This is a genomic window from Rugamonas sp. FW305-51 (assembly GCF_058786935.1).
Genome location: NZ_JBYSZG010000003.1, coordinates 263,922 through 287,939, shown reverse-complemented (window position 1 = coordinate 287,939; position 24,018 = coordinate 263,922). Strand labels below are relative to the sequence as shown.

Sequence of the window (24,018 nt, the reverse complement as noted above, 5' to 3'; positions counted from 1 at the left end):
CCCCCACCCCGCGAATTGGCGGATAATGCGGGATTGTTCCGCAGTCCGCTCCTCACTTCATGCCAAAAAAGACAACATTGCCGGCCGCCTGTCCCTGCGGCGGTCCTTCCTACGCCACCTGCTGCGGCCCCTACCTCGAGGGCGGCGCCATCCCGGCCACGGCCGAGGCACTGATGCGTTCACGCTACACTGCCTACACTTTGCGCAATGAATCCTACCTGCTGGCAACCTGGCACGGCAGCACGCGGCCGACCGAGCCCATCATCGTGGCAGGAGAAAAATTGCAGTGGCTGGGACTTGAGGTAAAATCTGCTTTACGTTTACGTCAACGTAAAGCAGAATCGGACGACGCGCTGCGCCAGGACACCGTCGAATTCGTGGCGCGCTGCAAGCTCAATGGCCGGGCCCAGCGTTTGCACGAGGTCAGCAATTTCGTGCGGGAGGAGGGCGAGGGCGGCTTGCGCTGGTATTACGTTGACGGGAGTTTTCCAGAATAAAGGCGTCGGAGACCGCGCCACAACACGAGGAACAACAATGCCGCACATCGAAAGCAAACTCAATCCGCGCAGCGAAGATTTCAAGGCCAACGCGGCCGCCATGCAAGTGCTGGTCGACGACCTGCGCGCCAAGGTGGCGCAGATCGCGGCCGGCGGCGGCGCTGCGGCTTCGGCCAAGCACACGGCGCGCGGCAAGCTGCTGCCGCGCGACCGGGTGCAGATGCTGCTCGATCCCGGCACGCCCTTCCTCGAGTTTTCCCAGATGGCCGCCTACGGCATGTACCAGGACGCCAACGGCGTGGACGCAGCCCCGGCGGCCGGCATCATCACCGGCATCGGCCGCGTGTCCGGCCAGGAGTGCGTGATCGTCTGTAACGACGCCACCGTCAAGGGCGGCACCTACTACCCCGTCACGGTCAAGAAGCACCTGCGCGCGCAGGAAATCGCGGACCAGAACAACCTGCCCTGCATCTACCTGGTGGACTCGGGCGGCGCCAACCTGCCCAACCAGGACGACGTGTTCCCCGACCGCGACCACTTCGGCCGCATCTTCTACAACCAGGCCAACATGTCGGCCAAGGGCATTCCGCAGATCGCGGTGGTGATGGGTTCCTGCACGGCCGGCGGCGCCTACGTGCCGGCCATGAGCGACGAATCGATCATCGTCAAGGAGCAGGGCACCATCTTCCTGGGCGGCCCGCCGCTGGTGAAGGCGGCCACCGGCGAGGTGGTCACGGCCGAGGACCTGGGCGGCGGCGACGTCCACACCCGCCTGTCCGGCGTGGCCGACCACCTGGCGCAGAACGACCTGCATGCGCTGTCGCTGGCGCGCACCATCGTCTCCAACCTGAACCGCACCAAGCCGCAGCAGGGCGCCTTGCGTGAAAACGTCGAGCCGAAATACCCGACCGAAGAACTGTACGGCGTGATCCCGGTCGACACCCGCAAGCCGTTCGATGTGCGCGAAGTAATCGCCCGCATCGTCGACGGCAGCGAGTTCGATGAATTCAAGGCCCGCTACGGCACCACGCTGATCTGCGGCTTCGCCCACATCTTCGGCATGAAGGTCGGCATCATCGCCAACAACGGCATCCTGTTCTCCGAGTCGGCGCTCAAGGGCGCCCACTTCATCGAGCTGTGCGCCCAGCGCAAGATCCCGCTCGTGTTCCTGCAAAATATCACCGGCTTCATGGTGGGCCGCAAGTACGAAAACGAAGGCATCGCCCGCAACGGCGCCAAGATGGTGACGGCCGTGGCCACCGCCGCCGTGCCCAAGTTCACCGTCATCATCGGCGGCAGCTTCGGCGCCGGCAACTACGGCATGTGCGGGCGCGCCTATTCGCCGCGCTTCATGTGGATGTGGCCCAACGCCCGCATCTCCGTCATGGGCGGCGACCAGGCGGCCAGCGTGCTGGCTACCGTCAAGCGCGACGGCATCGAAGCCAAGGGCGGCCAGTGGTCGGCCGAGGAGGAGGCGGCCTTCAAGCAGCCCATCAAGGACCAGTACGAGCACCAGGGCCACCCCTACTACGCCACCGCGCGCCTGTGGGACGACGGTGTGATCGACCCGGCCGACACCCGCATGGTGCTGGGCCTGGGCCTGTCGGCCGCGCTCAATGCGGAAATCCCCGATACCAAGTTCGGCGTGTTCCGCATGTAATGGAGGCTGACATGACTTATCAAACCCTGACCATCGCCATCGCCGACAAGGTTGCCACCGTCACGCTGAACCGGCCCGACGTGCGCAACGCCTTCAACGAAACGACCATCAGCGACATCACGCTGGCGTTCGATGAACTGGGCCGCAACGACACGGTGCGCGCCATCGTGCTGGCCGCCAACGGCCCGGCCTTCTGCGCCGGCGCGGACCTGAACTGGATGAAGAAAATGGCCGGCTACTCGCAAGAGGAAAACCAGGCCGACGCCATGCAACTGGCCGAGATGCTGCGCACCATCTACCTGTGCCCCAAGCCCGTGGTGGCCAAGGTGCAGGGCGACTGCTACGCCGGCGGCATGGGCCTGGTGGCCGCCTGCGACATCACGGTGGCGGCCGAGGAAGCCAATTTCTGCCTGAGCGAAGTGAAGCTGGGCCTGATCCCGGCCACCATCTCGCCCTACGTCATCAAGGCCATGGGCGAGCAGGCGGCGCGCCGCTACTTCCTCACGGCCGAACGCTTCACGGCGCAACAGGCGCTGCGCATCGGCTACGCCCACGAGGTGGTGGCCGCCACTGAGCTCGACGCCACCGTGGCCGCCATCGTCAAGGCCATGGTCAACAACAGTCCGTACGCCGTGCAGCAAGCCAAGGTGCTGGTGCGCGACGTGGCCGGACTGCCCGTCTCCGATGCGCTGCTGGCCGATACGGCCGAACGCATCGCCCACATCCGCGCTTCCGAGCAGGGCCGCGAAGGCGTGCAGTCCTTCCTCGAAAAGCGCAAGCCGGCCTGGCTAGGCTAGGCCGCACATCAGCTGGAGTAACTTTGGAACCGAACAAACAAAGCGACTGGGTCGCCCGCAGCCTGCGCAGCGTATGGCATCCGTGCACCCAAATGCAGCATCACGAATCTGTGCCGCTGATCCCCGTCAGCCATGGCCGCGGCGCCTGGCTGTACGACCATGAAGGCAAGCGCTATCTGGACGCGATCAGCTCCTGGTGGGTGAACCTGTTCGGCCATGCCAATCCCCGCATCAACGCCGCCCTCAAGGAACAGCTGGACCAGCTGGAACACGCGATGCTTGCCGGCTTTACCCATGAACCGGTGATCCGCCTGTCCGAGCAGCTGGCGGCCCTCACGGGCGACGTGCTGGGCCACTGTTTCTACGCCAGCGACGGCGCCTCGGCGGTGGAAATCGCGCTGAAAATGAGCTTCCACAGCTGGCGCAACCGTGGCCAGGGCGACAAGCAGGAATTCGTCTGCCTCAAGGGCAGCTATCACGGCGAAACCATCGGTGCGCTGGCCGTGACCGACGTCGCCCTGTTCAAGGACGCCTACGGCCCGCTGCTGCGCGCCAGCCAGACCGTGATGTCGCCCGACGCGCGCCAGGCGCAGGACGGCGAAACGGCGCAGGACGTGGCGCGCCGCGCGGCGGCCGACCTGCAACGGCTGCTGGAGCAACGCGGCGACCAGATCGCCGCCGTCATCATCGAGCCGCTGGTGCAGTGCGCCACCGGCATGGCGATGCACGATCCGCTCTACCTGACGCTGGTGCGCGAACTGTGCGACCGCCACCAGGTCCACCTGATCCTGGACGAAATCGCCGTCGGCTGCGGCCGCACGGGCACCTTCTTCGCCTGCGAGCAGGCCGGCATCTGGCCCGATTTCCTGTGCCTGTCCAAGGGCATCAGCGGCGGCTACCTGCCGCTGTCGCTGGTGATGACGCGCGACGATATCTACCAGGCCTTCTACAGCGCCGACGTCACGCGCGGCTTCCTGCATTCGCACTCGTACACGGGCAACCCGCTGGCCTGCCGCGCCGCCCTGGCCACGCTGCAGATCTTCCAGGACGACGACGTGCTGGCCCACAACCGCGTGCGCGCCGCACGGCTGACGCAGGCGCTGGCGCCGCTGGCCAGCCACGCGCGGGTACGCAACTTCCGCCAGCGCGGCATGATCTGGGCCTTCGACGCCGTCGACGCGCCGGCCGACTTCTCGCGCCGCTTCTTCTCCACGGCGCTGGAACACGAACTGCTGATGCGCCCCATCGGCCCCACCGTCTACATGATGCCGCCCTACATCCTCAGCGACGAGGAAATCGACGGCCTGGCCGCCAGCACGCTGGCCGTGTTCGACCAGGTACTGGCGGGATGACCATGGAACTGCTGAACCGACTGGACGACCAGCTGCAAGCGCTGGCGCAACAAAGCCTGATCCGCACCCGCCGCGTGGTCGATTCGCCATGCGGCCCGCGCGTGCGGGTGGACGGGCGCGAGCTGCTGGCCTTCTGCAGCAACGACTACCTGGGCCTGGCCAGCCATCCGGCGCTGGCCGCCGCCCTGCAGGAAGGAGCCGCCCTGTACGGCGCCGGCAGCGGCGCCTCGCACCTCATTTCCGGCCACGGCCGCGCCCACGCCCGGCTCGAGGAACGGCTGGCCGGCTTCGTCGGCGCCCACCTGGAGCAGCCGCGCGCGCTGTACTTCTGCACCGGCTACATGGCCAACCTGGCCATCATCACCGGCCTGACGGCGGGCGACCGCGACGCGGCCATCTTCTCCGAGTCGCTCAACCACGCCTCGCTGATCGACGGCGCCCGCCTGTCGCGCGCCGCCGTGCAGGTCTACCCGCACGCCGACCTGGAAGCGCTGGCCACCATGCTGCAAGCCAGTAGCGCCAGCACCAAGCTGGTGGTGACGGACAGTGTGTTCAGCATGGACGGCGACCTGGCCGACCTGCCGGCCCTGCTGGCGTTGTGCGAAAGGTACGGCGCCTGGCTGGTGGTGGACGACGCCCACGGCTTCGGCACGCTGGGCGCCAACGGCCATGGCGCGCTTGAGCATTTCAACTTGCAATCGCCGTACCTGGTCTACATGGGCACCCTGGGCAAGGCGGCCGGCGTGGGCGGCGCCTTCGTGGCGGCCCATGCCACCGTGATCGAAACGCTGATCCAGAAGGCGCGCCCCTACATCTTCACCACGGCCGCCGCGCCGGCGCTGGCGCACGCCCTGCTGGCCAGCCTGGACCTGCTGGAAGGGCCGGAAGGCATGCAAAGACGCGCACACCTGCAGGCATTGGTGGCACAATTGAACGATGGCCTGCGCCTGGCGCGCTGGCAGCGGCTGCCCTCGGACACGGCGATCCAGCCCATCCTGATCGGCGACAATGCCGAAACCATGCGCGCCGGCGCCGCCCTGTACGAGCAGGGGCTGTGGGTGGGCACGATACGGCCGCCGACGGTGGCAACGGGCACCTCGCGCCTGCGCGTGACGCTGTCGGCCGGCCACACCCACGCGGAACTGGCGACGCTGATAGACGCCATCAATGCCTTGGAAAGGATGTGACATGAGTCTGGACGACCCCGTTCTGGCCGCCACGCCGCAGGTGCAGCCCGCACCGGCCGCCGCCGGCGCGCGCCCCCGTTTTGCCTGCTTCACCACCGGCACCGACACGGAAATCGGCAAGACCCTGGTGTCGGCCGCCATGCTGCACGCGCTGGTGCAAAGCGGCGTGCGCGCCTGCGGCATGAAGCCGGTGGCGGCCGGCGCCGAACTGCGCAACGGCCGCTGGCACAATGAAGACGCCGACCAGCTGATCGCGGCCGGCAACGTGGCGCTGCCGCAGGAACTGACCACGCCCTTCCTGCTCAAGCAAGCGGCCGCGCCCCACATCGCGGCCGAACTGGAAGACGCCTACATTTCGCCGGTGCCCATCCTGGCCGCCTACATCGAAGTGAGCGCCGCCTCGGACGCGGTGGTGGTGGAAGGGGTGGGCGGCTTCCGCGTGCCCCTGAACGAAGAATTCGACACCGCCGACCTGGCCGAGCAGCTCGACCTGCCGGTGGTGCTGGTGGTGGGCATGCGGCTGGGCTGCATCAGCCATGCGCTGCTGACGGTGGAAGCGATCGCCAGCCGCAACCTGATGCTGGCCGGCTGGGTCGCCAACGAGGTGGACCCCGACATGGCCTTCATCGACGAGAACGTCGCCGCGCTGGAGGAGCGCATCCCGGCGCCGCTGCTGGGCCGCGTGCCGCGCCTGGCGCAGCCGTCGGCCGCCGCCGCCGCCGAATACCTGGACTTTACCAAGCTGCCCAACTGGCCGGCTGCCTAACCTGTTTGACCGTAGAAGGAATCACGATGTCCCTGACCCAACAACCAAAAACCGTAGAACTGCACCGTCCCGCGGCGCCCATCACCCTGCCACCGGCCGCCACCTGGCCGCTGGAAGACGTGCTGGCCCTGTTCGAACTGCCGTTCAACGACCTGATGTTCAAGGCCCAGCAGACCCACCGCGCCAACTTCCCGGACGGCGACGTGGAACTGGCCACGCTGCTGTCGATCAAGACCGGCGGCTGCGAGGAAGACTGCGGCTACTGCCCGCAGGCGGCCCGCTACGACACCGGCGTGGAAGCGAAGAAGATCCTCGACATCGACACCGTGCTCGACGCGGCCCGCCAGGCCAAGGACAGCGGCGCCACCCGTTTCTGCATGGGCGCCGCCTGGCGCAGCCCGAAAGAGCGCGACATGGACAAGGTCGAGGAGATGGTGCGCGAGGTCAAGGCCCTGGGCCTGGAAACCTGCGCCACCCTGGGCATGCTGGAAGAAGGCCAGGCCATGCGCCTGAAGGAAGCGGGCCTGGACTTCTACAACCACAACCTCGACACCGCGCCCGAGTTCTACGACAACGTGATCTCCACCCGCGAATACCAGGACCGCCTGGACACGCTGGGCCGGGTGCGCGAAGCGGGCCTCAAGGTCTGCTGCGGCGGCATCGTCGGCATGGGCGAATCGCGCCTGCAGCGCGCCGGCCTGATCGCCCAGCTGGCCAACCTGAATCCGTACCCGGAATCGGTGCCCGTCAACCACCTGGTGCAGGTGGAAGGCACGCCGCTGTTCGGCCTGGACCCGCTGGACCCGTTCGAATTCGTGCGCACCATCGCCGTGGCCCGCATCACCATGCCGAAAGCGCGCGTGCGCCTGTCGGCCGGCCGCCGCCAGCTGGGCGAAGCGGTGCAAGCGATGTGCTTCCTGGCCGGCGCCAACTCGATCTTCTACGGCGACAAGCTGCTCACCACCGGCAACCCGGAAGCGGAAGACGACCGCGCGCTGCTGGCCAAGCTGGGCCTGCAAACCCGCGGCGCAGTGCTCGACAAGGCGCCCAAAGAGAAGTGCGGCTGCTAAGCAGTTGACGGTCATGCGGCGCCGTTCCCGCACCCGGGAACGGCGCCGCGGCGGTGCACACAAACAGAAAACTTCCAGCCACGAGCTGCCCAGAGAGAGACTATGTTCACAAAAATCCTGATCGCCAACCGCGGTGAAATCGCCTGCCGTGTCGCCGCCACCGCGCGCCGCATGGGCATCAAGACGGTCGCCGTCTATTCCGAAGCCGACGCCAGCGCCAAACACGTGGCCGTGTGCGACGAAGCCGTGCTGCTGGGGCCCGCGCCGGCCAAGGAAAGCTATCTGCGCGGCGACAAGATCATCGAAGTGGCGCTGGCCACGGGCGCCCAGGCCATCCACCCCGGCTACGGCTTCCTGTCCGAGAACGCGGAATTCGCCGACGCCTGCGCCGCGGCCGGCCTGGTCTTCATCGGCCCGCCGGCATCGGCCATGCGCGCCATGGGCTCCAAGTCCGCCGCCAAGTCGCTGATGGAACAGGCCAACGTGCCGCTGGTGCCCGGCTACCACGGCGACGAGCAGGACGCCGACTTCCTGCACCAGCAGGCCGACCGCATCGGCTATCCGGTGCTGCTCAAGGCCTCCGCCGGCGGCGGCGGCAAGGGCATGCGCGTGATCGAGCACACGGCCGACTTCAAGGCCGCGCTGGCCTCGTGCAAGCGCGAAGCGATCAGCTCCTTCGGCGACGACAAGGTGCTGGCCGAAAAGTACCTGCTGCGTCCGCGCCACATCGAAATCCAGGTGTTCGCCGACACGCTGGGCAACTGCATCTACCTGTTCGAGCGCGACTGCTCGGTGCAGCGCCGCCACCAGAAAGTGCTGGAAGAGGCGCCGGCCCCCAACATGCCGCCGGAACGCCGCGCCGCCATGGGCGAGGCGGCCGTGGCCGCCGCCAAGGCGGTGGGCTACGTGGGCGCCGGCACGGTGGAATTCATCGCCAACCAGGACGGCTCGTTCTACTTCATGGAGATGAACACCCGCCTGCAGGTCGAGCATCCCGTCACCGAAATGATCACCGGCACCGACCTGGTGGAGTGGCAGATCCGCGTGGCCGCCGGCGAAGCGCTGCCGCGCAGGCAGCAGGACCTGGCCATCCACGGCCACGCCATCGAGGCCCGCATCTACGCCGAGAATCCGGAAAAGGGCTTCCTGCCCTCGATCGGCACGCTGCGCCACATGGACACCCCGGCCGCCGTCGGCTTCGAACTGGGTGGCGCCCCCGGCACCGGCGTGCCGGCCGCCGTGCGCATCGACTCGGGCGTGCGCGAAGGCGACGCCATCTCGCCCTACTACGACCCCATGATCGCCAAGCTGATCGTGTGGGGCGCCGACCGCAAGCAGGCCCTGGCCCGCATGGCGCAGGCGCTGGCGCAGTACAAGATCGTCGGCCTGGCCACCAACATCGCCTTCCTCAAACGCCTGGTGGAAGGCGACGCCTTCGCCAACGCCGATCTCGACACGGGCCTGATCGAACGCAACCAGGACAGCCTGTTCCCGGCCGCCCATGCGGCGCCGTCGGCTGCGCTGGCGCTGGCCGCCGTGGCCCTGATCGAAGCGGAAAAGGATGCCTCGGCCCTGCAGTCGGGCGCCAACCGCGCCGACCCGTGGGGCCAGGCGCTGGGCTGGCGCATGAACTTCCCGTACGCGCGCAAGCTGTCGTTCTCGGACGACTACGCGGCCACGCTGCCGCACAAGGCCTACGAAGCGGCCGTGACCTACCGCGCCACGGACTGGCTGTTCAGCCGCGACGGCGGCCAGCAGCAGGTCTTGAGCCTGATGCAGCAGGACGGCAGTGACCTGAGCATCAAGCTGGGCGACACCGCCGTGCACGGCACCGTGCGCCGCGACGGCGAACTGCTGCACGTGTTCACGGGCGGCCACCACTATCCGCTGCACTACAACGATCCGATGGCCCACGCCGGCGAGAGCGAGGCCGAAGGCGGCCGCCTGACGGCGCCCATGCCGGGCAAGGTGGTGGCCGTGCTGGCCGCCAAGGGCCAGGACGTGAAGAAGGGCGATGCGCTCGTCATCATGGAAGCGATGAAGATGGAGCACACCATCGCCGCGCCGCACGACGGCCTGGTGGAAGAAATCCTGTACAACGTCGGCGACCAGGTGGCGGACGGCGCGCCGCTGCTGGCCTTCAAGGCTGCGTAAGCGGAGGGCATCATGCGCATACTGTTGCACCGGGCGGACGGCAAGACCGAGCCGTGGATCAAGGACTTCGGCAAGTTCCTGCCGGAGGCCGAGGTGGAAATCTGGCACGCCGGCGAAAAGGCCAGGCCGTGCGACTACGCCGTGGTATGGACGCCGCCGGAGACCATGCTGTCCGAGCTGGGCGAGGTGAAGGCCATCTTCAATACGGGCGCCGGGGTCGATGCGCTGCTCAAGTTCGGCGACGCGCTGCCGCGCCACGTGCCCGTCATCCGCCTGGGCGACGCCGGCATGGGCGCGCAGATGGCCGAATACGTGGTCCATGGCGTGCTGCGCTACTTCCGCCGCTTCGACCAGTACGAGACGCAAGCGCGCGCCGGCACCTGGGCCACGCTGCCGCAGTTCCACCGCGAAGACTTCACGGTCGGCGTGCTGGGCATGGGTGCGCTGGGCAGCCAGGTGCTCAAGGCGCTGGCGCCGTTCGGCTTCCCGCTGCGCGGCTGGAGCCGCACCGAAAAAAGCGTCGCCGGCGTGCAGTGCTACCACGGCCCGGCCGGACTGGACACCTTCCTGCGCGGCACGCGCGTGCTGGTGTGCATGCTGCCGCTCACGCCCGACACCAGCAACATCATCGACCGCAGCAACATGTCCAAGCTGCCGCAGGGGGCGTACCTGATCAACGTGGCGCGCGGCGCCCACCTGGCCGAGCCGGACCTGCTCAACCTGATCAAGGCCGGCCACATCGCCGGCGCCACGCTGGACGTGTTCCGCAACGAACCGCTGCCGGCCCAGCACCCGTTCTGGCAGGAGCCGCGCATCACCATCACGCCGCACATTTCGGCGCTCACGCTGCGCCGCGAGAGCGTGCAGCAGATCGCGGAAAAGATACGCAAGATCGAAAACGGCGAAATGGTCGACGGCATCGTCGACCGCAACCTGGGATATTGACATCATGAACAAGCAAGCAAGCCTGCCCAAGCAGGTCAAGATCGTCGAAGTGGGGCCGCGCGACGGCCTGCAGAACGAAAAGGAAAGCGTCCCGGCCGAGGTCAAGATCGAGCTGGTGAACCGTCTCACCAGCGCCGGCTTCCCCAACATCGAAGCGGCGTCGTTCGTCTCGCCCAAGTGGGTGCCGCAGATGGCCACCAGCCGCGAGGTGATGGATGCCATCGTGCGCAAGCCGGGCGTGATCTACTCGGCCCTCACGCCCAACATGCAGGGCTTCGAGGCGGCGCTGGCGGCGCGCGCCGACGAGGTGGTGATCTTCGGATCGGCCTCGGAGGCGTTCTCGCAGAAGAACATCAACTGCTCGATCGCCGAATCGATCGCCCGCTTCGAAGGCGTGGCCAAGGCGGCCAAGGAACACGGCCTGCGCCTGCGCGGCAGCATCAGCTGCGCCTTCGGCTGTCCCTACCAGGGCGAGGTGCCGCTGGATGCGGTAGCCGACGTGGTGGGCCGCATGCGCGACCTGGGCTGCGACGAGATCGACATCGCCGACACCATCGGCGTGGCCACCCCACGCAAGACGCAGGCGGTGATGGAGCGCGCCATCGCAGCGTTCCGCGTGGATGGCCTGTCCGGCCACTTCCACGACACCTACGGCCAGGCGCTGGCCAACATCTACGCCAGCATGGAAGTGGGCATCGCCATCTTCCACTCGTCCGTATCTGGCCTGGGCGGCTGCCCGTACGCCAAGGGCGCCACCGGCAACGTGGCCACCGAGGACGTGCTGTACATGATGCAGGGGCTGGGGGTGGAGACGGGCATCGATCTCGACATCGTGGTCGACGCCGGCCAGTACATTTCGCAGTTCCTGGGCCGCAAGGGCGCCAGCCGGGCCGGTAACGCCATCGCGGCCAAGCGGGCAGGGTAAGGCGGGCGGACGGTGGGGCCGGGCCATGGCGTCCGGCCGTCTTAAAAAGGGGTACGTCCCCATTTTTAGAAAATGGGGACGTACCCCATTTCTATGCACGCGGAACAAAACGGCGGCGGAATGGAAAAAGCCCGTGTGATGTTTCCATCACACGGGCTTTTAAATTTTGGTCGGAGTACAAGGATTCGAACCTTGGACCCCCTGGTCCCAAACCAGGTGCGCTACCGGGCTGCGCTACACTCCGAATAAAGAGAATCATACCGGTTCAGGCACCATCCGTCAAGGGGCGTGCCAAACAGTATGTACCATGGCGCGGTTTTTTCAAGGTCGAATGATAAAAAATTCAAGATTGACGCCACCACGCCACAGGCCGGCGCCGCCTGTGCTTACTGGCTGGCGTCGCCCTTCAGCTGCAAGGCCCGCTCGTACAGCGCATTCTTCTTGCGCCCCGTGATCTGGGCCGCCAGGCTGGCGGCCTGCTTGACCGAGCATTCGGCCAGCAGGATGGATAGGATGCGCTCGGCCTCCGCGTCCTGCGCGTCGTCGGCGGCCGGAGCGCCGGCCAGCAGCACGACGAACTCGCCTTTTTCCCGGTGCGGGTCGGCCTTGATCCAGGCCTCGGCCTCGGACAGGGGGCAGCGGTGAATCTCTTCGAACATCTTGGTCAGCTCGCGCGCGAACACCACCTGGCGCTCCGGCTCGAAGGCGGCCGCCAGCGCGCCGGCGCAATCGAGGATGCGGTGCGGCGCCTCGTAGAACACCATGGTGGCCGTCACCGCCCGCAGCGACTGCAGGAACGATTCGCGCTGTTTGGCCTTGGCCGGCAGGAAGCCGACGAAATAGAACTGGTCGTTCACCAGGCCGCTGGCCGACAGCGCCGTCACGGCCGCCGAGGCGCCCGGCAGCGGCAGCACGCGCAGGCCGGCCGCCCGCACGGCGTCGACGATGCGCGCGCCGGGGTCGGACACGGCCGGCGTGCCCGCGTCCGACACCAGCGCGATGCGCTCGCCCGCCTGCAGGCGCGCGATCAGGGTCTCGGCCACTTCGCGCTCGTTGTGCTGGTGGGCCGCGATCAGGGGCTTGTGCAGGCCGAAGCGCGTCATCAGTTGGGCCGTGTTGCGGGTATCCTCGCAGGCCACCGCGTTGACCATACTCAACACGTGCAACGCCCGCAGGCTAATGTCCGTCACATTGCCGATCGGGGTCGCCACTACATACAATGTTGCGCTAGGATAGGTCTGGTGCGCCGTTTCGCCCATCACGGGCAGGGTAGCGATGGTGGCAACGGTGCTGGAATCTTGTACTGTCATTGGGGGTCGGATGCTGGCTAAGAATGTGAGATTGCTGGTGCTGGGCATGGCGGCCGGGCTGGCCGGCTGCAGCACGCCCTGCGGCGCGCCCGGCCGATTGTGCGCGCCTATCACGTCAATTACAAGTCCGGCGCCCGCCGCCCCGGTCGCCGCTCCCGCGCCCCAGCCCGCGGCCGAGCCGCCACCGGCCCCGGTGGAAACGTTTGCCGTCGCCCTGCCCGGCGCCGAAGGCCAGTCCGGCGTGACGGGCAAGGCTTTGCCGTCCCTGTCGGCCCAGGCCGCCCCGGCCGCCGCCCAACCGGCCGGCATCGATGCCATCCCTTCCAACGCCCCGCTGCGCGTGACGCTGCTGCTGCCGCTGCACTCGGACACGCTGGGCCAGCCCGCCGCCGCCGTCAAGGCCGGCTTCCTGGCCGCCTGGGACCGCGACCGCGACGGCGTGAATGTCAGCGTGGTCGACACGGGCGATGCCACCCAGGACGTGCTGGCCAGCTATGCCATCGCCCAGGACAAGGCGGACCTGGTGGTCGGCCCGCTGGCCCGTTCCGCCGTCGGCGCACTGGCCGCCAGCCCCCTGCTGCGCAAACCGACCATCGCCCTCAACACGCCGGAAGGCTACGGCAATCCCGGCCAGCCGCCGCTGCCGGCGCGCATGCTGGCCATGGGCCTGTCGATCGAGGAAGAGGCGCGCCAGGCCGCCAACTGGGCCGCCGCCGAGCGCCCCGGCGCCAGCGCGCTGGTGCTGGCCACCAGCACGCCCTGGCAGCGCCGCATCGGCGCCGCCTTCGCCGCCCAGTGGCAGCGCCAGGGGCTGGCCGTCAAGAGCGTGGAACTGGGCGCCGCCAACGGCTATCTGAACGACCCGGAACTGGTGCAGCTGCGGGCCCGCCTGCAGACCGATACGCCCGGCCTGCTGTTCTCCGCGCTGGACGCGGCCCAGACCCGCCAGCTGCGCGGCGCGCTGGAAGGGGCGCTGCCCGAGGCGCTGCCCATCTACGGCACTTCCTCGCTCAACCCCGGCAACGGCAACAGCTTCCCCACCCAGGACCTGGACGGCGTGCGCCTGCTGGACCTGCCCTGGCAGCTGCAGGCGGACCATCCGGCCGTGATGGTCTATCCCCATCCGCCCCAGTCCGAGGAGCGCAAACCCGGCGCGGCCGACCTGGAGCGCCTGTACGCGCTGGGCATCGACGCCTACCGCGTGGCGCGCGAAATCGGCCACCACGACGGCGTGCGCTTCCAGCTGGACGGCGTGACGGGCCGGCTGACGGTCAGCTTCGGCCAGGGCCCGGCCAGTTTCGAGCGCATCGAACAGGCGGCCGTCTACAAGAACGGCGTGCCGCAGCCGGTGACCCCGTGAGCGGCCCATGGCGCGCACCGACCGCCAGCGATTGGGCCAGCAGGGCGAGGACGAAGCCCTGGCCCACCTCACGCTGCACGGCCTGACGCTGGTGACCCGCAATTTCCTGTGCAAATGCGGCGAGATCGACCTGGTCATGCGCGACGGCGCCCACCTGGTGTTCGTCGAAGTGCGGCAGCGGGCCGACACCCGCCATGGCGGGGCCGCCGCCAGCATCACCCCGCGCAAGCAGCAGCGCATGGTGCGCGCGGCCCAAGTCTACCTGCAGCGCTGCGCCACCGTGCCGCCTTGCCGCTTCGACGTGGTGGCCATCGACGCCGGCCGCCTTAGCTGGCTGCGCAACGTGCTGCAAATGTAAGCATTTTTTACCGCGCTTGTCCGGCGCGCGCGGCCATTGCACTATAATCCCCGACTATGAATACTCAACGCATCCTCTCGCACTTCCACGAAAGTGCCGAACTCAAGATCCAGTCCGCCACCGTCCTCGCCCAGCCGATCTCGCAGGCCATCGAGATGATGTTCGCCGCGCTCTCGAACGGCAACAAGATCCTCGTGTGCGGCAACGGCGGTTCGGCCGCCGACGCCCAGCACTTCGCCGCCGAGCTGGTGGGCCGCTTCGAGCGCGAACGCTTCCCGCTGCCGGCGCTGGCGCTGACCACCGATACCTCTATCCTGACGGCGGTGGCCAACGACTACAGCTACCGCGAAATCTTCTCCAAACAGGTGCAGGCCTTCGGCCAGGCCGGCGACATCCTGTTGGCGCTGTCGACCTCGGGCAACTCGGGCAACGTGATGGCGGCCATCGAGGCGGCGCTCGAGCGCGAGATGCGCGTGGTGGCCATGACCGGCAAGGGCGGCGGCGCCATCGGCAAGATGCTGACCGACGCCGACGTCCACATCTGCGTGCCGGCCGACCGCACCGCACGCATCCAGGAAGTCCATCTGTTGACCATACATTGCATCTGCGACGGCATCGACGTCGCCCTGTTCGGAGGAGACGTCAATGAATAATTCCCGCACCGGCCAACGCTGGCAGCGCCCCCTGGCCATGACGCTGCTGTGCGGCGCCATGCTGGCCACCCTGTCGGGCTGCGTCGAGATGATGGTCGGCAGCGCGGTGGTAGGCACCGTGGCCGCCTCGGACCGCCGCACCTTCGGCGCCCAGACCGAGGACCAGGCGATCGTCGTCAAGGCCGAGATCAAGGTGCACAACCTGGTCGGCGACGCCGGCCATGTCAACATCAGCAGCTTCAACCGGCGCGCCCTGCTGACGGGCGAAGTGCGCGACCAGGCCATGAAGGAACAGGTCGAGCGCGAAGTGCGCGGCATCGAAGGCGTGGCCTTCATCGTCAACGAACTGGAAATCGCGGGCCTGAGCAGCTTCACCTCGCGCTCCAACGACACCCTGATCACCACCAAGGTCAAGGCCAGCCTGGTCGACCAGAAGGACATTTCGGCCAACACCTTCAAGGTCGTCACCGAGCGCGGCGCCGTGTTCCTGATGGGCCGCGTGACCCAGCGCGAAGGCGCGATCGCGGCCGAAGTGGCGCGCGGCGTGAGCGGCGTGACCAAAGTGGTCAAGGTATTCGAGTACATCTCGGAAGATGAATGGAAGTCCTACCAGCCCAAGCCGACCCCGGCCCAGGCCGCGCAGGGCGGCCATAACTGAAGCGGAGGGGCACGCAAGGCACGCTTAAGAATACGGGTCTATAATGGCCCGTACCGTTTCCAGCAGCCCGATCCCGACCATGCAAGCGACAACTTCCTCCTCCAAAGCGTGGGTCAAGCCCGCCCTGGCCGCCGTGCTCATCGCCGGCGCCGGCCTGGCCGCCTACGCCACGCTGAACCAGCGCAGCAGCGCGCCGGCCGTCACCTTCATGAGCATCAAGGGCGAGAAGATTTCGCCGGAGAGCCTGCACGGCAAGGTGGTGATGGTCAATTTCTGGGCCACCTCCTGCGCCACCTGCGTGGCCGAGATGCCGCAGATGGTGGAAACGTACAATAAGTACAAGTCGCAGGGGCTGGAATTCGTGGCCGTGGCCATGAAGGACGATCCGCCCAACTACGTCGTCAACTATGCGGAGACGCGCCAGCTGCCGTTCAAGGTGGCGCTGGACGTGGCCGGCGATGCGGCCAAGGCCTACGGCAACGTGGCCATGACGCCCACCACCTTCGTCATCGACAAGGATGGCAAGATCCTCAAGCGCTATGTGGGCCAGCCGGAATTCCCGGCCCTGCACAAGCTGCTGGAAAAGGCGCTGCAGGGATAAGCGCCAGCAAGATGCAAAAAGGAGCCGCCGGCTCCTTTTTTTACGTCAGAAGCCCGCCTGCAGCGACAGGTAGGGCCCGCGCTGGCGCACCGGGTTGAACACGGTGATTTCGCCCAGCACCGCGTAGGCCGCCGTCAGCGACACATGCTTGTTCGGGAACCAGGCCACGAAGGCGTCGTAATAGGCCTGCTCGTAATCCACGCTCAGGTTGTGGGGCTTGCGGCGGTATTCCACGCCCAGCACCAGCTTGCGGTCGGCCAGCCAGGCCAGCGATGCTTCCGGCATCAGGCGCAGGCTGTTCCCCCGGTCGCCGCCGAAGCCCAGCAATCCCATCTGGTTGGCGCGGGTGGCCCGCAGCGTACCGTTCAACAGCAGGCTGTGTTCGAACACGATCTTGGTGGCCGCCAGATAGTAGTCGTAGCCGTGGTCGTCCCGGGCGCCCAGCTGGCGCACGTTCGTCACGCCCAGCGCGGCCAGGCCGCCCACGCCCTTGTTGCGCTTGTACTGCACGCCGACGGCCAGCTGCGGCATCAGGCGGTCCTGGTCGTAGACGGCGTCGCCGGCCACGCGCAGCTTGAGGCCGACGATGTCCTGGCGCAGGCGCAGCCGGTCCAGCGGCGCCAGGCTGCCCGTGAAGGTCTGCCCGGCCAGCGACAATTCCAGCCGGTCGGCCAGGCCCACGGCCACGCCGCTGCTGTCGAGCGCATAGTCCTGCGTGCGCACGCCCGTGTAGTGGACGTTGGCGCCCCAGCTGTCGCGCGTGCCGTAGCCGCCGATCAGGGCCCACGGCGTGAGGCCGCCACCGGCCGCGCCTTCCAGCTGGCTGACGCCGCCCGTGGCCAGGAACTTGCCCATATCCGGCCGGCCCAGGTCCGCCTGCGCGGCGCCGGCCGCCAGCAGGGCGCCCATGGCCAGCAGGGCGCGCACGCCACGGGGGCTGGTCAGGTTTGCTTGCTTCATCGGATAGTCACCTTGCCGGGCCAGTGCCGGTTATCTGGTTACGATCATGCGCTGCATGGGCGCCAGCCTGGCCAGCAGCTTGTTGGCCACGCCGTTGGGCACATCGTTGCGCTCCAGCGCCGTCTGCAGGTCCTCGGCCAGCGCATTGAACTGGGCGTTGGTGATCTTGAGGTCCTGGTGCACGGTGGTCATGTCGCGCACGGTGCCCACGCCGTCCATGGTCTTGTCGCGGTACTTGCCCGTGTAGGTGCAGGGGCCGCCGCTCACTTCGCAGAACTGCTCGCCCAGGCGCCGTGCCAGCTGCTCCATGTCGAAATCGTCGAAGGTGGCGCCGATTGCGGGGTCGGCCAGCACCAGCGGAATGAAGGTGGCGACGATCTTGCGTATGCCATCCTGGCCGCCCAGGCCGCGGTAGACGCTGTCGTCCACGGCGCGCGCCTGCGCCGTGGCCAGCGTGGCCGACAGCAGCAGGGCCAGTCCCGCCAGCGTGGTCGATTTGCGCATCCTGCTTCCTTATTTCGGGTACAGCACCATCTGCGTGCAGCGGAACAGCGCCATGGTCTTGCCGCTGGCCTTGTTGCGCACCGTGGCGTCCCACACCTGGGTGGTCTTGCCCAGGTGGACCACGTTGGCCGTGGCCACCACCGTGCCTTCGCGCGCCGTGCCCAGGTGGTTGGACTTGAGCTCGATGGTGGTGAAACTGGACGCGCCTTCCGGCAGGTGGGCCACGCAGGCATAGCCGCAGGCCGTGTCGGCCAGGGTGACGACGCTGCCCGCGTGCAGGAAGCCATTGGGCGCCAGATGCTGGGGCGTGACCTCGAATTCGGCCGTGACGCTGCCTTCGCTGACGTCGGTGACGACGATGCCCAGGTGGTCCGTCAGCGTGCCGACGCCGAACTGGTTGAAATAGGCTGGGGTGAGTTTATTGTCGTCCATGGCAGCTCTGTCGAAATCGGTTGCGGGTAGGGTGCAGCACGGTGCTGGCCCGAGGGCTGCAACGATGATAGCAACTTTTGCCGCCGCGCGTGGCCGGCCGCCTGTTTCCTGTTTTTCAGGCCGTCACGGCCCGGCGGAGACGGCGCTGCCGGTCCACCGGCGCCGCCGGCAAGCAACGCCGGCCATGCCCGTGGATGGGGCCGCGACCATTTCCTCGGCCATAAAGTTCCGCGCCAGCCCCCCGCGCACCATATACGCAGCGCAAAGCGGGGCCGATGCGCGGCGCTAGCATCGAGGCGTATCGTGCCTATCCATCACTCAGGGAGGGAAATGATGTCCACCATCATACAACGGGCGTTGGCCGCGGCCTTGCTGGCCGCCGTGCTGCCGGCGCCGGCCGCCCTCGCGTCCAGCCACCGCGAGGCGCCGTTCATCACCCAGCACCCCAAGACGGACGGCACCGATTTCTACCTGTTCCGCAGCTACGAACCGGGACGGGAAGGTTTCGTCACCATGCTGGCCAATTACCTGCCGTTACAGGATGCCTATGGCGGTCCCAATTTCTTCCAGCTCGATCCCGGCGCCCTGTACGAAATCCACATCGACAATGACGGCGACGGCAAGGAAGACCTGAGCTTCCAGTTCCGCTTCACCAACACCAACAAGGACGGCAAGTTCGCGGTGGGCGGCAAACAGGTGGCCATCCCGCTCATCATCAACGGCGGGCCCATCAACGGCGTCAATCCACCCGGCCTGAACGTGCGGGAAACCTACATGGTCACCGTGGCGCGCAACGGACGGCGGGCCGGCAGCCGCGCCCCTGTCGTCAACGCCGACACCGGCAGCGCCGTGTTCGACAAACCGGTCGACAACATTGGCAATAAATCCATCCCCGATTACGCGACCTATGCGGCGGCCCACATCTACCGCATCGCCATCCCCGGCTGCGCCACGCCGGGGCGCATGTTCGTCGGCCAGCGCAAGGATCCCTTCGCCGTCAACCTGGGCGAGACGTTCGACCTCATCAACATCAAGGCCCCGGCGACGGAGTTTGCCGCCAATGCGGAACGGGCCGCCCGGGACGACCTGGACGACAAGAACGTGACCACCATCGCGTTGGAGGTGGCCACCGCCTGCCTGCTGGGGCGCGGCGGCGACCCCGTGCTGGGTGGCTGGACCACGGCCAGCCTGCGCCAGGCCCGCGTGCTCAATCCCGCCCCGGCCAACGGCGGCCCGGTGCGCGAGGGCGGGGCCTGGACCCAGGTATCGCGCCTTGGCATGCCGCTGGTCAACGAGCTGGTGATCGGCCTCAAGGACAAGGATGCCTTCAACGCCAGCCAGCCGGCCGGCGACGCCCGGTTCGCCACCTACGTCACCCACCCTACGCTGCCGGCGCTGGTGGAAATCCTGTTTGGCAGCGCGGGGGCCAGGGCGCCCACCAACTTCCCCCGCAACGACCTGGTGGCCACCTTCCTCACCGGGATCAAGGGCTTGAACCAGCCGGTCCGGGTGACGCCGGCCGAAATGCTGCGCCTGAATACGGCCATCGCGCCCATGGCCAAGGGCGCGCAGAACCGCTTGGGTGTGATCGGCGGCGACAACGCCGGCTTCCCCAACGGCCGCCGGCCCGGCGACGACGTGGTCGATATCGAACTGCGGGTGGCGATGGGCAAGCTGTGCACGCTGGGCATAGGCTGCGCGCCGGCCGATGCACCGGCCGGCGGGCTGCACTTCACGGACGGTGCCTACCTGGACGACAGCTTCTTCACGGCCGCCTTCCCCTATCTGAAAACACCGATCCCCGGTTCGCCGCAGCAATAACGCGCTAACGGGACACAGGAGTTGACCTTGAAACAACGCATAGAGTTACTGGCGCCAGCGCCAGCGCCGATCCCGGTCCCGGTGTCGGTGTCGAAGCCGATTCAGAGGGCGATGTCGACACTGATCCTGCCACTGGCGATGGCGGTGGTGCTCAGCGGCTGCGGCGGCACGGGGCCGGCGCCGTCCGCAGCGCCGGCGGTCGATGCCTACATCGCGGCCGTGCTGGCCATGGTCGCCACCGGCAACGACGACAGCGAACCGGCCACCGCCGACACCTTCGCCACCGCCTCCAGCGCAGAGGGCGAACCGGCCGCCTTGCCGCTGGTGTCGCAATGACGGTGCGGCCGGGGCAGGACATGGCAACTGGGCTTGCCATCGGTCCGGCGCCCCGGCGCGTGTCAGGTTCGCAAACGGAGCGCGAGTGGCGAACGCATCGCCACCGCCCGCCCGGGCGCCTCGTCGCCCCGATGGCGCGGTGGGTTCTGATGGCGGCCGTATTGGCGTGGGCCGCGCTGGCGTCGGCCGCCCCGGCCGGCCCCTTCCTGCCGGCTCATGGCACCGACGTGCTCGAGCTGCTGCCGCGCGCCACCGATCCCGAGCAGCAGGAGCTGCGCCGCCTGCGCGCTCAACTCTCCGCCCACCCGCGCGATGTGGCCCTGGCCACCACCCTGGCCCAGCGTTATATCGCCATAGGCCGGGCCGAAACAGACCCGCGCTACTTCGGCTACGCCCAGGCCGCGCTGGCGCCGTGGTGGACGCTGGCGGCGGCGCCGCCGTCCGTGCGCCTGCTGCGCGCCACGCTGTTGCAGGGCAGCCACCAGTTCGAGGCCGCCCTGGCCGACCTGGACGGCTTGCTGGCCGTCGAGCCCGCCAATGCGCAAGCGTGGCTGACGCGTGCCACCGTGCAGACCGTGCGCGGCCAATATGGCGCCGCCACCGCCAGCTGCGCCCGCGTCGCCGCGCTGGCCGATCCCTTGAGCGCCGCCACCTGCATCGCCGCCGTCGGCGCCATGACCGGCCAGCTGGAGGCCAGCGCACAACTGCTCAAGCTCACACTGCAAGGCAGCGCCAGCGCGCCGGACGGACAGCAAGCGTGGGCACTGACGTTGCTAGCGGAAATGGCGGCCCGCCAGGGCGCGGCCTCCACGGCCGAGGCGTATTACCGGCGTGCGCTGGCCCTGCGTCCACGCGACAGCTACCTGCTGGGCGCGTACGCCGACTTCCTGCTGGACCAGGGCCGGGCGCGCGCCGTGATCACGCTGCTGCAAGGCCAGACCCGCATCGACGCACTGCTGCTGCGCCGCGCGCTGGCCCTGCGCCAGCTGCCCGATGCGGCGCCGGCGCTGGCCGCCGACGTGGCCGAACTGGCGGCCCGCTTCGACGCCGCCCGGCAGCGCGGCGACACCATCCACCGGCGCGAACAGGCCCGCTACTCACTGCATCTGCGGCACGACCCGGTCGCCGCGCTGGCGCTGGCGCGCGCCAACTGGGCAGTGCAAAAGGAACTGGCCGACAGCCGCATCTGCCTGAAAGCGGCATGGGCCGCCCGCGCCCCGGCGGCCGCGCGCCCCGTGCTCGACTGGCTGGCAAGCCACGGCACGCAGGATGTGGTGCTGGCGCGCCTGGCCACCCGGCTGCAGGGCACGCCATGATGGGGCGGTGGCGGCCGTATCCGCGTCCGGATCAGCAGCCGCATCCTCGTTCGCAGCGGCATGTGCTGGCGCAGCCGCAGCCGCAGCCGCTACCGCTACCGCTACCTCAACCTCTACCTCTACCTCTACTTCTACCTCTACCGCTACCGATGCGGCTACTGCTACTGCTGCTGGCGCTGTGCTGCTGCGCCCCCGCCGCGTGGGCACACAAGCCCAGCGACAGCTACCTGGCGCTGACCGTGCGCGATGGCGATATCGACGGTCAGTGGGACATCGCCCTGCGCGACCTGGACTACGCCATCGGCCTCGACGGCGATGGCGACGGCCGGCTGACGTGGGACGAAATCCGGGGCCGTCACGACGCCATCGCCGCCTATGCGCTGGCGCGGCTGACGCTGGCCGACGGGCAGGGCTCATGTCGGCCCGTGGCCACAGCGCAGCTGATCGCGCGCCACACGGATGGCGCCTACAGCGTATTGCGCTTCCATGCCCGCTGTCCGGGCGCGGCCAGCGCGCTCACCATAGGCTACCGCCTGTTCGCCGAACTCGACCCGCAGCACAAGGGCTTGCTGCGGGTCGACTACGCGGGCCGCAGCGCCACCGCCATCTTCGATCCCGAACACGCGCGCCAGACGCTGGCGCTGCAGGCGCCGGATCGCGTGGGCCAGTTCGCGGCCTACGTCCGGCACGGCGTCTGGCACATCTGGCTCGGCTACGACCACATCCTGTTCCTGCTGTCGTTGCTGCTGCCGGCCGTGCTGGCCCGGGACGGCCCGACCGCCCGCGCGTCCGTCCTGGCCGGCGCCTCCGGCCAGCTGCGCGCCGCCTTCATCGACGTGCTGCAGGTCGTCACGGCCTTCACGCTGGCCCATACGCTGACGTTCACGCTGGCCAGCCTGTCGCCGGTGGCGCTGCCATCGCGCTGGGTGGAGTCGGCCATCGCCGCCTCGGTGGCGCTGGCCGCGCTCAACAACCTGCTGCCGTTGTTTCGGGGCCGCCGGCCATTGGCTGCCTTCGGATTCGGCCTGATCCACGGCTTCGGCTTCGCCAGCGTGCTGGCCGATCTCGGCCTGCCGAGGGACGCCCTGCTGCAAAGCCTGTTCGGTTTCAACCTCGGAGTCGAACTGGGGCAATTGGCCATCGTCGCCCTGTTCCTGCCGCCGGCCTACACTTTGCGCACCACCATGCTGTACCGTCGCCTGATGCAAGGGGGCTCGCTGCTGATCGCCCTGGTGGCGGTGGTCTGGCTGGCGCAGCGGGCGCTGGACTTGAAGCCCGGCTGAGCCAGCCCGGTTTGCCCCGCCGCGTCATGCGCGCCCGGCTCAGTGCACGATGGCCAGCTTGCCGAAGTGGCGTCCGCCGGCCGCCAGGTCGGCGTAGGCGGCCCGCGTGTCGTCGATATCGTACACGCGGTCGATCACGGGCACGATACGGTGGGCCGAGATGGCACGTACCGCCTCGGCCAGGTCGGCCACGGAGCCGGTGTTGTTGCCCACGATGCGCAGGGCCTTGACGATCACGGGCAGCAGGTCGATGGCCGCCGCCGTGCCCGTGACGAAGCCCACCGTGAACACGGTGCCGCCTATGGCTGCCGCGTTGAGCGCGCGCGCGAAGGTGGCGCCGCCCACCGTCTCCACCACCAGGTCGGCGCCCCGGCCCGCCGTCAGCTTGCGCACCTGTTCATCCCAGTCTGGCGTGGCACGGTAGTTGATCAGGTGATCGGCACCCAGCTGGCGCGCCCGCTCCAATTTTTCATCGGACGACGACGCCAGGATCACCGTGGCACCGGACGCCTTGGCGAACTGCAGGGCGAAAATGCTGACCCCTCCCGTCCCCAGCAGCACGACCACGGCGCCGGGACGCAGCTGGGCCGAACGCACGGCATTCCAGGCCGTGGTGGCGGCGACGGGCAACGCCGCGCCCTGCACGAAATCCAGATGCTCAGGCAACGCCACCACGCTGGCGGCGGGCACGACCACGTACTCGGCCAGTGAGCCGGGCAGGTTGATGCCCCGCAGCGCAGCCACATGGTGCGCCGTGATGGCGCCGCCTTGCCAGTTCGGCATGAAGTGGGGAACGACTCGGTCGCCCACAGCGAGGCCGGCCAGTTCGGCGGCGCCGTCACCGAGCGCGGCCACTTCGCCAGCGCCATCGGCCACCGGCACCATGGGCCAACTCGGGACGGGAAAGGCGCCCGTCGCCACGGCCACGTCCAGGTAGTTCAGGCTGGCCGCGCGCAGGCGCAGCAGCACCTGGCCGGGGCCCGGCCGGGGCGTTGGCAATTCCGTCCGGCGGAAGGCGTTGAGGTCGGGGGCGGTCAGTTCGATAGCGTTCATGGTCGGTGCTCCGCATTGCG

At 68.3% G+C, this 24,018-nt stretch carries 24 protein-coding genes and 1 tRNA gene; 19 read left to right on the top strand and 6 right to left on the bottom strand.

The genetic code is table 11. From position 1 onward, the window contains the following. The first annotated feature begins 59 nt into the window (after positions 1-59). The 10 genes from AC3WOS_RS03880 to AC3WOS_RS03835 all read left to right on the top strand — a co-directional run bounded on the left by AC3WOS_RS03880 (position 60) and on the right by AC3WOS_RS03835 (position 11,353). Positions 60-497 carry a YchJ family protein gene (locus tag AC3WOS_RS03880; protein WP_492714515.1) on the top strand — a complete coding sequence of 146 codons (438 nt, stop codon included), beginning with the start codon at positions 60-62 and terminating at the stop codon, positions 495-497. 37 nt (positions 498-534) lie between these two features. Further along, entirely contained in the window at positions 535-2,157 is a 1,623-nt protein-coding gene (locus AC3WOS_RS03875; RefSeq protein WP_492714514.1) for a carboxyl transferase domain-containing protein, read from the top strand. An 11-nt stretch (positions 2,158-2,168) separates the two neighbouring features. Beyond that, a complete protein-coding gene (locus tag AC3WOS_RS03870; RefSeq protein WP_492714513.1) occupies positions 2,169-2,954 on the top strand; it encodes an enoyl-CoA hydratase/isomerase family protein in 786 nt (261 codons plus the stop codon). A gap of 23 nt (positions 2,955-2,977) precedes the next feature. Further along, positions 2,978-4,306, top strand: coding sequence for an adenosylmethionine--8-amino-7-oxononanoate transaminase (locus AC3WOS_RS03865; protein ID WP_492714512.1), 1,329 nt, complete (start codon positions 2,978-2,980; stop codon positions 4,304-4,306). A gap of 2 nt (positions 4,307-4,308) precedes the next feature. Further along, entirely contained in the window at positions 4,309-5,493 is a 1,185-nt protein-coding gene (gene bioF, locus AC3WOS_RS03860; RefSeq protein ID WP_492714511.1) for an 8-amino-7-oxononanoate synthase, read from the top strand. A 1-nt stretch (position 5,494) separates the two neighbouring features. Further along, positions 5,495-6,259: a dethiobiotin synthase gene (bioD, locus tag AC3WOS_RS03855; protein ID WP_492714510.1), complete on the top strand. Its 765-nt coding sequence runs from the start codon at positions 5,495-5,497 to the stop codon at positions 6,257-6,259. Positions 6,260-6,291: 32 nt separating this feature from the next. After that, positions 6,292-7,329: a biotin synthase BioB gene (gene bioB, locus AC3WOS_RS03850; RefSeq protein WP_492714523.1), complete on the top strand. Its 1,038-nt coding sequence runs from the start codon at positions 6,292-6,294 to the stop codon at positions 7,327-7,329. Positions 7,330-7,431: 102 nt separating this feature from the next. Then, positions 7,432-9,483: an acetyl/propionyl/methylcrotonyl-CoA carboxylase subunit alpha gene (locus tag AC3WOS_RS03845; protein WP_492714509.1), complete on the top strand. Its 2,052-nt coding sequence runs from the start codon at positions 7,432-7,434 to the stop codon at positions 9,481-9,483. A gap of 12 nt (positions 9,484-9,495) precedes the next feature. After that, positions 9,496-10,428 (top strand): 2-hydroxyacid dehydrogenase, encoded by a 933-nt coding sequence (locus AC3WOS_RS03840; protein ID WP_492714508.1) that lies wholly within the window; start codon positions 9,496-9,498, stop codon positions 10,426-10,428. Positions 10,429-10,432: 4 nt separating this feature from the next. Continuing rightward, complete coding sequence (locus AC3WOS_RS03835; protein ID WP_492714507.1) at positions 10,433-11,353, top strand: hydroxymethylglutaryl-CoA lyase; 921 nt, start codon at positions 10,433-10,435, stop codon at positions 11,351-11,353. 167 nt (positions 11,354-11,520) lie between these two features. On the opposite strand, the gene AC3WOS_RS03830 is transcribed toward AC3WOS_RS03835, so the two are convergent. Next, positions 11,521-11,597 (bottom strand) — tRNA-Pro (locus AC3WOS_RS03830). Between the two features lie 142 nt (positions 11,598-11,739). Continuing rightward, positions 11,740-12,663 carry a 16S rRNA (cytidine(1402)-2'-O)-methyltransferase gene (rsmI, locus tag AC3WOS_RS03825; protein WP_492714506.1) on the bottom strand — a complete coding sequence of 308 codons (924 nt, stop codon included), beginning with the start codon at positions 12,661-12,663 and terminating at the stop codon, positions 11,740-11,742. A gap of 10 nt (positions 12,664-12,673) precedes the next feature. Here rsmI and AC3WOS_RS03820 point away from each other — a divergent pair, with 10 nt between their 5' ends. From AC3WOS_RS03820 to AC3WOS_RS03800, 5 genes are all read left to right on the top strand, one after another. Continuing rightward, on the top strand, positions 12,674-14,023 hold the full coding sequence (locus AC3WOS_RS03820) for a penicillin-binding protein activator (protein WP_492714505.1): 1,350 nt from the start codon (positions 12,674-12,676) through the stop codon (positions 14,021-14,023). 7 nt (positions 14,024-14,030) lie between these two features. Then, positions 14,031-14,381 carry a YraN family protein gene (locus tag AC3WOS_RS03815; protein ID WP_492714504.1) on the top strand — a complete coding sequence of 117 codons (351 nt, stop codon included), beginning with the start codon at positions 14,031-14,033 and terminating at the stop codon, positions 14,379-14,381. Positions 14,382-14,437: 56 nt separating this feature from the next. Further along, positions 14,438-15,034 carry a phosphoheptose isomerase gene (locus AC3WOS_RS03810; protein WP_492714503.1) on the top strand — a complete coding sequence of 199 codons (597 nt, stop codon included), beginning with the start codon at positions 14,438-14,440 and terminating at the stop codon, positions 15,032-15,034. Then, on the top strand, positions 15,027-15,692 hold the full coding sequence (locus AC3WOS_RS03805) for a BON domain-containing protein (protein ID WP_492714502.1): 666 nt from the start codon (positions 15,027-15,029) through the stop codon (positions 15,690-15,692). The genes AC3WOS_RS03810 and AC3WOS_RS03805 overlap by 8 nt, the downstream gene beginning before the upstream one ends. A 79-nt stretch (positions 15,693-15,771) precedes the next feature. Next, positions 15,772-16,293: a TlpA disulfide reductase family protein gene (locus AC3WOS_RS03800; protein ID WP_492714501.1), complete on the top strand. Its 522-nt coding sequence runs from the start codon at positions 15,772-15,774 to the stop codon at positions 16,291-16,293. A 45-nt stretch (positions 16,294-16,338) separates the two neighbouring features. Here the strand turns inward: AC3WOS_RS03800 and AC3WOS_RS03795 are convergent, their stop codons facing one another. The 3 genes from AC3WOS_RS03795 to AC3WOS_RS03785 are packed head-to-tail and all read right to left on the bottom strand — an operon-like array spanning position 16,339 to position 18,189. Then, positions 16,339-17,253, bottom strand: coding sequence for a DUF3034 family protein (locus AC3WOS_RS03795; RefSeq protein WP_492714500.1), 915 nt, complete (start codon positions 17,251-17,253; stop codon positions 16,339-16,341). Positions 17,254-17,283: 30 nt separating this feature from the next. Then, a complete protein-coding gene (locus AC3WOS_RS03790; protein ID WP_492714499.1) occupies positions 17,284-17,757 on the bottom strand; it encodes a group I truncated hemoglobin in 474 nt (157 codons plus the stop codon). A 9-nt stretch (positions 17,758-17,766) separates the two neighbouring features. Then, the gene (locus AC3WOS_RS03785; protein WP_492714498.1) at positions 17,767-18,189 is read right to left on the bottom strand and encodes a PaaI family thioesterase; all 423 of its coding nucleotides are present in this window, start codon (positions 18,187-18,189) and stop codon (positions 17,767-17,769) included. Positions 18,190-18,522: 333 nt separating this feature from the next. On the opposite strand from AC3WOS_RS03785, the gene AC3WOS_RS03780 reads away from it, so the two are divergent. From AC3WOS_RS03780 to AC3WOS_RS03765, 4 genes are all read left to right on the top strand, one after another. Continuing rightward, positions 18,523-20,010, top strand: a complete 1,488-nt coding sequence (locus AC3WOS_RS03780) for a DUF4331 domain-containing protein (protein WP_492714497.1) — start codon at positions 18,523-18,525, stop codon at positions 20,008-20,010. A gap of 111 nt (positions 20,011-20,121) precedes the next feature. Beyond that, the gene (locus AC3WOS_RS03775) at positions 20,122-20,346 is read left to right on the top strand and encodes a hypothetical protein (RefSeq protein ID WP_492714496.1); all 225 of its coding nucleotides are present in this window, start codon (positions 20,122-20,124) and stop codon (positions 20,344-20,346) included. A gap of 149 nt (positions 20,347-20,495) precedes the next feature. Beyond that, positions 20,496-21,662, top strand: a complete 1,167-nt coding sequence (locus AC3WOS_RS03770) for a tetratricopeptide repeat protein (protein WP_492714495.1) — start codon at positions 20,496-20,498, stop codon at positions 21,660-21,662. Between the two features lie 149 nt (positions 21,663-21,811). Further along, positions 21,812-22,945: a HupE/UreJ family protein gene (locus AC3WOS_RS03765; RefSeq protein WP_492714494.1), complete on the top strand. Its 1,134-nt coding sequence runs from the start codon at positions 21,812-21,814 to the stop codon at positions 22,943-22,945. Positions 22,946-22,984: 39 nt separating this feature from the next. Here the strand turns inward: AC3WOS_RS03765 and AC3WOS_RS03760 are convergent, their stop codons facing one another. Further along, positions 22,985-23,998: a zinc-dependent alcohol dehydrogenase family protein gene (locus tag AC3WOS_RS03760; RefSeq protein ID WP_492714493.1), complete on the bottom strand. Its 1,014-nt coding sequence runs from the start codon at positions 23,996-23,998 to the stop codon at positions 22,985-22,987. Between the last annotated feature and the right edge of the window lie 20 nt (positions 23,999-24,018).